The sequence below is a fragment of the Flaviramulus sp. genome (assembly GCF_982512915.1).
Map to the genome: position 1 here is coordinate 1 of NZ_CEWOCJ010000033.1, position 8,748 is coordinate 8,748.

At 29.7% G+C, this 8,748-nt stretch carries 8 protein-coding genes and 1 other RNA gene; 3 read left to right on the forward strand and 6 right to left on the reverse strand.

The window, feature by feature from the left end:
- Positions 1-20: 20 nt before the first annotated feature.
- The 4 genes from AC1XJX_RS13100 to typA form a co-directional block, all read right to left on the reverse strand.
- Positions 21-1,307, reverse strand: a complete 1,287-nt coding sequence (locus AC1XJX_RS13100) for an O-antigen translocase (protein WP_482004438.1) — start codon at positions 1,305-1,307, stop codon at positions 21-23.
- A gap of 42 nt (positions 1,308-1,349) precedes the next feature.
- Positions 1,350-2,651, reverse strand: coding sequence for an O-antigen translocase (locus AC1XJX_RS13105; protein WP_482004439.1), 1,302 nt, complete (start codon positions 2,649-2,651; stop codon positions 1,350-1,352).
- A 170-nt stretch (positions 2,652-2,821) separates the two neighbouring features.
- Positions 2,822-3,049 carry a uroporphyrinogen decarboxylase gene (locus AC1XJX_RS13110; RefSeq protein WP_482004440.1) on the reverse strand — a complete coding sequence of 76 codons (228 nt, stop codon included), beginning with the start codon at positions 3,047-3,049 and terminating at the stop codon, positions 2,822-2,824.
- Position 3,050: 1 nt separating this feature from the next.
- Complete coding sequence (typA, locus tag AC1XJX_RS13115) at positions 3,051-4,850, reverse strand: translational GTPase TypA (protein WP_482004441.1); 1,800 nt, start codon at positions 4,848-4,850, stop codon at positions 3,051-3,053.
- 310 nt (positions 4,851-5,160) lie between these two features.
- Here typA and kdsA point away from each other — a divergent pair, with 310 nt between their 5' ends.
- The gene (kdsA, locus tag AC1XJX_RS13120; protein ID WP_482004442.1) at positions 5,161-5,979 is read left to right on the forward strand and encodes a 3-deoxy-8-phosphooctulonate synthase; all 819 of its coding nucleotides are present in this window, start codon (positions 5,161-5,163) and stop codon (positions 5,977-5,979) included.
- Between the two features lie 32 nt (positions 5,980-6,011).
- Positions 6,012-6,251 carry a CDGSH iron-sulfur domain-containing protein gene (locus tag AC1XJX_RS13125; protein ID WP_482004443.1) on the forward strand — a complete coding sequence of 80 codons (240 nt, stop codon included), beginning with the start codon at positions 6,012-6,014 and terminating at the stop codon, positions 6,249-6,251.
- A gap of 8 nt (positions 6,252-6,259) precedes the next feature.
- Here AC1XJX_RS13125 and AC1XJX_RS13130 read toward each other — a convergent pair whose 3' ends face one another.
- The gene (locus AC1XJX_RS13130; RefSeq protein ID WP_482004444.1) at positions 6,260-6,640 is read right to left on the reverse strand and encodes a DUF1801 domain-containing protein; all 381 of its coding nucleotides are present in this window, start codon (positions 6,638-6,640) and stop codon (positions 6,260-6,262) included.
- Between the two features lie 15 nt (positions 6,641-6,655).
- Positions 6,656-7,861, reverse strand: a complete 1,206-nt coding sequence (locus AC1XJX_RS13135; protein WP_482004445.1) for an NAD(P)-dependent oxidoreductase — start codon at positions 7,859-7,861, stop codon at positions 6,656-6,658.
- A 213-nt stretch (positions 7,862-8,074) separates the two neighbouring features.
- Between AC1XJX_RS13135 and ssrA the strand changes: the two genes are divergently transcribed.
- Positions 8,075-8,469, forward strand: a transfer-messenger RNA (tmRNA) gene (gene ssrA, locus AC1XJX_RS13140).
- The last annotated feature ends 279 nt before the right edge of the window (positions 8,470-8,748 follow it).

Genomic DNA, 8,748 nt, shown 5'->3' on the forward strand with positions numbered 1-8,748 from the left:
AATTAAAAAATGCTCTTAATTTAAACATTTTGCTTGTTTTTGAAATAATTATAGACAAAAAGGAATACAAAAACTAAATAAATAAAATAACTTAAAGCATAAGCTTTTACAACACCAACTAAACCATACCTCTCTATAAATATATAACTTAATACAAAATATAAAATATTTAAAAGCCCATTACAAAAAACATATGCCTTTATCATAAGTTTAGCATGAAACTGTTTTACTAATGCTATGGCTAGTACACTTATAAAATCAGCAATAAGTTGCCAAAAAAACAAACTTGATGTTGGCAGAAAATCATCATTTAAAAAAACTTTTATTAAAATAAATCGTAAAAAATATATTGTAAAAAAAATAATAATTAATAGAGGTATAGATAATAAATAAAAGCTCTTAATCTCTTTCTTAAATAATTGATAACTATCAACTTTAGACAATCTAGGCAATAAGTAAAATGAGGTTAAGCTAGTAAAAAACATTATATAAAAACCTGATATTCTTTGCATAGCCTCCCAATATCCTGCTTCTCTTAAATTTAAATGATCAATTATGAGGTTTCTAATTAATAATAAATTAATTGAAACTATAGCTGCAGAATATATAGCCATTAAAAAATACTTGTTCATATTTCTTAAAACTTCAATTGAAAACAGATGAAATCTAAAAATATTCTTAAGAATTTTTCTATGCGAACCAAGAAAAAATAAATTCAAAATAAAAACTAAAACTTGACCTAAAATTACTGCAACTAAACCTCCAGAAATCCCATAATTAATAACTAAAATAACTGAAGTTAGCATATTAACAATACTTAAAACAGAGCTTACAATTACCATTCTTTTATAATCCTCTAGACCATTTAGTATGTAAATTATTACTAAATTAATAGATAAGAAAGGCAAACAAATACCTATAAGTTTTATTATGTAATCATAATCTATTGTTTGAAAAACAAACCGACTAAAAAAAGAAGCAAACAAAAACAAGAAAACACCAATAATTAAAGAAAAACCTAAACTTAATTGAAAAATAGTTGCTGATATTTTATCCTTTTGCTTTTCGTTATTATCCATCTCAGAAACATAACGAATTGTTCCATTTTGATAACCTTCTGCAGTAAAACTTGATGCTGTTTGAATAAAATTTTTGAGGTTTCCTAATAACGCTAATCCACTTGGACCTAGAAAAATTGCTATAACTTTAGAAGTTATAATGGCAGTAGCAACTTTAACAAAAACTAAAATTGCATTAAAATAGGACGCTTTTAAAAGTGGAGTTGAATTACTAAGCTTAAATTTCATTTAAAATAATACCATTAATCACTAATATAAAAGATTAGTATTTTATTTTTTCTCTACATCCAAACCAAAAAGTGAGCTACCAAAAATGAGTAAAATAATACCGTAATACATAACATAACTGACACAATGGGCAATAACAGCGCCTTTTACACTATCAAATAAATCAATAAAATAAACGCTTGTGGTATATAAAGTTATAATTAAAAAAGCTTCTGTTAAAATATAATGCCAAAACATTTTTTTAGCTAAAAACTGATAAGCAATTACAATGGATAGTATTTTAACAAAATCCCCTATCAATTGCCATAAAAATAAATCTTCTACTGGTTCAAACTCTTCAGTAAATATAGTTAAAACTATATATTTTTTAAATAAGAAAATAAGTAACATACCTACCGCTAAAAACGGTATAATTGTTTTGTAAAAACTAAATACTTCTTTTTTAAACTCTTTACTATCCTCTATTTCTGAAAAACGAGGCAGCAGATAAAGCGCAATAAAAGAACTAACTAACATTAAATAATATTTGGATATTCTTGTTATAGCTTCCCAAAAACCAGCATCTTTATAACTAATATTATCAATAATATAAGACCTGATAGCAATAGTAACTAGAGGTAATAAAAACGCAGTAAAAAGAGCCATTAAGGAATAAAAACCCATTTTTTTGAGAACAATTAAACTTACATTTTCAACACGCACATAAGAAATTAAGCTACGCCTATTAATAATACCTACTAACGTTATTAAAAATATAATAGACTCCGCTATAACAACTGATATTAAAGCACCTTTTAATTTCTCTTGATAAATTAATAATAAAGCTATTGAAACACTTAAAATTTGACCAATTATATTAATAACAATTAATATTTTGTACTTTGAAAACCCATTCATTATTGAGAACGAAAACATGTTTAAAGCATAAAATGGAAGTACTATGGCAAATATTTGAATTACAAATGTATAATTATTGTACTCAGGGAAAATAGCATCATTTATCCACTCTGCATTAAAATAACAAAAGATCGAAACTAAAACTGTGGAGAAAAACCCTGTATAATAAACAGTTGATAATGTTTTACTTAATTCAATAGTATTGTCTTTAAATTCGGAAACATACCTAACAATACCTTTATAAAAACCAACCGTAGCCAAAGTATGAAACGCAGCAACAAAATCTCTAAGATTGCCTATGAGCGCTAAACCAACCGGACCAATAAAAACTGCAATTGCTTTAGAGGTAAGTATTCCTGCTATTATTCTAGTGATAACTGAAGTGGTTTGTAACGAAGCAATTTTTACTAAAACCTTATTATTTATATAATCTAATAATTTTTTCAATTAATAAGAGGTTTAATTGTGTTAATGTATAACAATTTAAACATACAAAATACTTAATATAACATGAATTTAGGGTATTTATTATAAACCCATTTTTAAATGAAACCAAATATATATAAAATGATTTTATGCATCAATACTTTTAAACTAACTAAAAAAATAATTACTAATTATTTTTTAAATAGATAATAAAAATTGATAAGAAGAATAGCTGTATTAGTAATAATAATTGGCTTTGAAATTGGTTGAAGCACAAAGCCATAAAACACGAATAGTAAACATCCAAAGGAGTTTACTATTCTAAGTTTCGTAACAGATTTCATTATGAACGAAAGTAAAACGGCAGCCATTGCTAAATATCCAAACCATTCTACCCACGAAATTCCTAGGAATTGCATGCTATATTGATTTGTTTCTCTTTCTATCTACTTCTGTTAAATAAATTTTACGTAACCTTAAAAAATTAGGCGTTACCTCAACGTATTCATCTTTTTGAATATATTCTAATGCTTCTTCTAGAGAAAATTTAATTGCTGGAATAATTTTCGCTTTATCATCTGCACCAGAACTACGTACATTACTTAATTTTTTAGTTTTAGTTACGTTTACAGTCATATCATCACCACGAGAATTTTCTCCAATTACCTGTCCTTCATAAATATCTTCTCCTGGATCAACAAAAAACTTACCTCTATCTTGTAATTTATCTATAGAATAAGGAATTGCTTGACCTTTTTCCATAGAAACTAACGAACCATTTTGACGCTCTGGAATACCTCCTTTTAATGGTTGGTATTCTTTAAATCGGTGTGCCATAATAGCCTCACCAGCTGTAGCGGTTAGTAATTGATTTCTTAAACCAATAATACCTCTTGATGGAATTAAAAACTGGCAAACCATACGCTCACCTTTTGCCTCCATACTTAACATTTCTCCTTTACGTAAAGTTACCATTTCGATAGCTTTACCAGAAACTGTTTCTGGTAAATCAATAGTCATTTCTTCAACTGGTTCACATTTAACACCATCAATTTCTTTGATAATTACTTGTGGTTGTCCAATTTGCATCTCATAACCTTCACGACGCATCGTTTCAATTAAAACTGATAAATGCAATACACCACGTCCAAAAACTAAGAATTTATCAGCACTATCCGTTTCATTTACTCGTAATGCTAAATTCTTTTCTAGTTCTTTATTTAAACGGTCTTTAATATGTCGAGAGGTTACAAATTTTCCATCTTTTCCAAAAAATGGCGAATCGTTAATTGTAAATAACATACTCATTGTCGGCTCATCAATCGCAATGGTTTTTAAACCTTCAGGAGCTTCCCAATCTGCAACCGTATCTCCAATTTCAAATCCTTCTAAACCAACAAGTGCACAAATATCTCCAGTTTGAACTTCTTCAACTTTTTTACGACCTAAACCTTCAAATATGTGCAGTTCTTTAATTTTAGCTTTTTGAATCACACCATTTCTTTTTACTAATGAAATGTTTTGACCCACTTTTAGTTCTCCACGTGTTAAACGACCAATAGCAATTCTACCAGTAAAGGAAGAGAAATCCAAAGAAGTGATTAACATTTGAGTGGTACCAGCTTCAATTTTTGGCGCTGGTATGTGCTCAATAACCATATCTAATAAGGGTTCTATATTTTCCGTTTGATTTTTCCAATCATCACTCATCCAATTATTTTTTGCAGAACCATAAACGGTTGGGAAATCTAGTTGCCACTCTTCTGCACCCAATTCAAACATTAAATCAAAAACTTTCTCATGCACCTCTTCAGGTGTACAGTTTTCTTTGTCAACTTTATTAATTACAACACAAGGCTTCAACCCTAAATCAATAGCTTTTTGTAATACAAAACGCGTTTGAGGCATAGGCCCTTCAAAAGCATCAACTAATAGTAAAACACCATCTGCCATGTTTAAAACACGTTCTACTTCTCCACCAAAATCGGCGTGACCTGGTGTGTCAATAATATTAATCTTTGTATTCTTATATATTACAGATACGTTTTTTGAAGTAATTGTGATACCTCTTTCACGTTCTAAATCATTATTATCAAGTATTAAATCTCCTGTGTTTTCGTTTTCTCTGAATAACTGACAGTGATACATAATTTTATCAACCAGGGTTGTTTTTCCGTGGTCAACGTGTGCAATAATTGCAATGTTTTTAATATTAGCCATAATAGTGCCTTATTTTAAGCGTGCAAAGGTAGTTATAAATAATGGATAATTAATGTAATAATATTTTTTTGGGCATCCCTTTTTTTTTGTTGTAAAAAAAAGGCGCGCTATCCACTATATCTTTTTACCTAAAACACCTTTAATCTTAATAATCAATAGGTTAAAAACTAAAAATATTTTTAACAATAAGGTAAAAAGGATGCCGTTTCTATCGCTTATGCACCTAACAATTCTTATTAAAATATTCCGTTTAAAAAGTGAATATATTTATAAATCATTAATCTTATCTTTGCTGCATTAAATTTAAGTTATGAATCTGCAAAACATCCCAAAAATAAAACATACCGATGCCAAAAATTTCTTTCTATTATGTGGTCCTTGTGCCATTGAAGGTGAAGAAATGGCTTTACGCATTGCAGAAAAGGTAGTTAAAATTACTAATAAACTAGAGATCCCTTATGTATTTAAAGGCAGTTTTAAAAAAGCAAATCGTAGCCGCGTTGATAGTTTTACGGGTATTGGGGACGAAAAAGCTTTAAAAATTCTAAAAAAAGTTTCAGAAACTTTTGATATACCAACGGTAACTGATATTCATGAGATTTCAGATGCAGATTTGGCTGCTCAATATGTTGATGTTTTACAAATTCCTGCGTTTTTAGTCCGGCAAACCGATTTAGTTGTTGCAGCAGCAGAGACCGGTAAGGTAGTGAATTTAAAAAAAGGACAATTCATGAGTCCAGAATCCATGAAACACGCTGTTCAAAAAGTAAAAGACTCTGGCAATAATAACGTATGGATTACAGATAGAGGTACCATGTTTGGCTACCAAGATATGATTGTAGATTTTAGAGGCATTCCAACAATGAGGAAGTTTGCCCCAACTGTTTTAGATGTTACACACTCTTTACAACAACCTAATCAATCTGAAGGTATTACAGGCGGACGACCAGATATGATAGAAACCATTGCCAGAGCAGGTATAGTAAATAATGTAGATGGCTTATTTATTGAAACTCATTTTGATCCTGCTAATGCAAAAAGTGATGGCGCTAATATGCTACATTTAGATAATTTAGAAAAATTACTCACAAACTTAGTAGCCATAAGAAAAACCATCAATAGTTTGTAATAAAGTGTATATTAGTAAAAAATAATTACCCTATGGAAAATAATACGCGTGGTGGAGATACACCTATAAAATGTGAATTAGAAGCAAATAAAAAATATGCATGGTGCACTTGTGGACACAGTGAAAATCAACCATTTTGTAATGGATCTCACAGAGCTGTTAAAGCAACACCATCATTAGCTTTTTCTGTTGAGGAAGACAAAACCGCCTATTTGTGTACTTGTAAAGAAACCAAAAACCCACCTTATTGTGATGGTTCTCACAACCAATAATATGTAAATTATTTCTTTCTAATTAATTTAAACGGATTGGTATTAATTTGAAGTTGTTTTTTTAAAATATAAAAAATAACATCATCGTTTATATCATCAACCGCTTTATAACGTAACGATCGTATGGATTTTCTATTATCATCAATAAAATATTCTGTATGATTTTCCATGGCCTCAAAATGCCAAAAGGCTAAATCTACATAATCTTTAGATTGATTTAAAAAACATAAAGGAACGCCATTACAATAATAAAAAGGTATTTTCCATTTATATAACAACTCAGCATTTGGAACAGTAGCTTCAATAACACTTTGTAGTTGCAATAATATCGTTCTATATGGTTCTATTTGTTTTAATATGTATGTTTCAGCAGGATTCATTTCGCTCATATAAAAATTTAAGGTTCACTCCAAACCATCCACATAATTTTGCAAATAACTAAAACGCTCTGTCAACTTTCCGTTTTCGGTAATTTTAGCACGTTGTAAAATACCATTGGCATCATTGTTAAAAAAAGCAGGAATAACATGTTGTAAAAACTGCTCACCAAAACCTTTGCTAGCATCTTGTGGTAATTCACATGGTAAATTATCAACAGCCATAACAACAATGGCATTTTCATCTTTATAATCTATTTCAGTTTCAGTTTGAGGGTTGTAACCATAAATGGGATCTGCTATAGTTGATGCCCGTAATGTTGTGGCTACTGGTCCGTCTACATCACAACTAATATCTGCAACCACTTTAATATTAAAATCTTTCGATTTTACATCAGTTCGAGTATACAAAAATGGTGAGCCATCACCATAAAAATGTCCCGCAACGTAATAATCGGTCACTTTCGCAAAACGCATAAAATCAGATACATAATCTTGAGGATTATTATAAAAATCATAAATATCTTTTACAACTCCATCTTTACGTTTATTGTAATCTAAAACATCAATTTTACAGTAAACTGGCTCATTAAAAGTTATATTTAAATAAGCATCAGGTAAAACTCTTTTAATAACCATCGCATCTAGCATTTCTTGTACTCCGTTAGCTACTTTACCACTACCTGTTAGTAATATTTTAATTTTTGGTAGTTGTATTTTATTTAGCTCATTAATTAAAGCTTCTTGATTTGGTAATGGCCCGGCTTTAGGTAAATACCATGTATTGTGTTTTAAACCCCATGCTCTAAATCCATTGTAAGTACCAACAATGCCTGCATAACGCCCAAAACCTATTAAACGATAACCTTTTGCGTTAACTATAGTTTCGTGATCGTATAATTCGATATTTTTATCTAAAATAGCTTTTAAAAGTTTTCTGTTATAGGGCTGTTTTTTTATGGTGTGTGAAAAGAAAAAATATTTTTTGTTCGGAATAAGTGCTTCAATTGGGACTTCTTTTACGCCAATCATCACATCACAATCTGAAACATTATCTGAAACTTCAAACCCCAGTTTTGAATATTCAGCATCTGAAAATACGCGAATATCTGAGGTTTCTACCTTAAAATAAGCTTCTGGGTATTGTTTTTTAGCTGCTTCTAATTTTAATGGTGAAAATACTACACGGCGATCTGGTGGATTTTTACGTTCTTTTATGATTGCGAATTTCATAATAATAAGATTATTGAGGTATTTGTTTAGTTAAAAATAAGCTGGTATAAATTTTGCACTAAAATACATGGATTTGCATGGTTGTACAAACTTTTTGGTACCTTTGCAGGCTGCGTTAAGGATTGTAGCAACATCCTTTTTTGACATAAAAGCAAAAAAGATATAGCGAAAAGCCTGACCCTTTAGGGTAACGCCAAAATACATTTTATTAATGGGGTCGACTGGTTTTGACAGCGAGATTAATGGGATGGTAAGCACGTGGTGCAATGATTTTGAAACACCTAAAAGACCAAATCGAACTTTAAACGGCGAGAATAACTACGCTTTAGCTGCTTAATCTGAATTTTAGTAAGATTAGCCTAGGTACACAAGGTGTACAAGCTTTATGTCTCCGGAAAGCCTTGGTTAACGGCGTTCCTTTTTGAGGCATCGTAAATGTTAACATAGAGAGTAGAATGCTTTGATTTACTTTTGAAACTAAAGAAGCTAAGTTAAAAGTAGGTTGTCTTTAACCAGCTTTTAATCGAAAACCCAAGAAAAGAATAAACGTGTAGAAAGCCTTTTTGTTACTTGTTTGGACGAGAGTTCGATTCTCTCCGACTCCACAATAGAAACTTAAACCCTTTAAAGAAATTTAGAGGGTTTTGTTTTTATACATAATATTCAAATCGTAATAAAAATAGTTTGATATCACTCCCTTTGACTCCAAAAAAAAACACAACTAAATGAATTTCAATTAGTTGGGTTATTTATATATTTTTGCTTTTCATTACCAATAATCTAAATATTATACATAATGATAGAATATTAATTATAAGTATGATAAACGCTTTAAAATAATTAATCAAATATTTATAGATTTTTGATTAATAGTTAATCTATTCTTA

What these genes read in the sequence shown, in the direction of transcription:
- kdsA (WP_482004442.1), top strand. Translation starts at nt 5,161, where the DNA reads ATGAATCTGCAAAACATCCCAAAAATAAAACATACCGATGCCAAAAAT.
- AC1XJX_RS13110 (WP_482004440.1), bottom strand. Translation starts at nt 3,049, where the DNA reads ATGCAATTCCTAGGAATTTCGTGGGTAGAATGGTTTGGATATTTAGCA.
- AC1XJX_RS13130 (WP_482004444.1), bottom strand. Translation starts at nt 6,640, where the DNA reads ATGAGCGAAATGAATCCTGCTGAAACATACATATTAAAACAAATAGAA.
- typA (WP_482004441.1), bottom strand. Translation starts at nt 4,850, where the DNA reads ATGGCTAATATTAAAAACATTGCAATTATTGCACACGTTGACCACGGA.
- AC1XJX_RS13125 (WP_482004443.1), top strand. Translation starts at nt 6,012, where the DNA reads ATGGAAAATAATACGCGTGGTGGAGATACACCTATAAAATGTGAATTA.
- AC1XJX_RS13135 (WP_482004445.1), bottom strand. Translation starts at nt 7,861, where the DNA reads ATGAAATTCGCAATCATAAAAGAACGTAAAAATCCACCAGATCGCCGT.
- AC1XJX_RS13100 (WP_482004438.1), bottom strand. Translation starts at nt 1,307, where the DNA reads ATGAAATTTAAGCTTAGTAATTCAACTCCACTTTTAAAAGCGTCCTAT.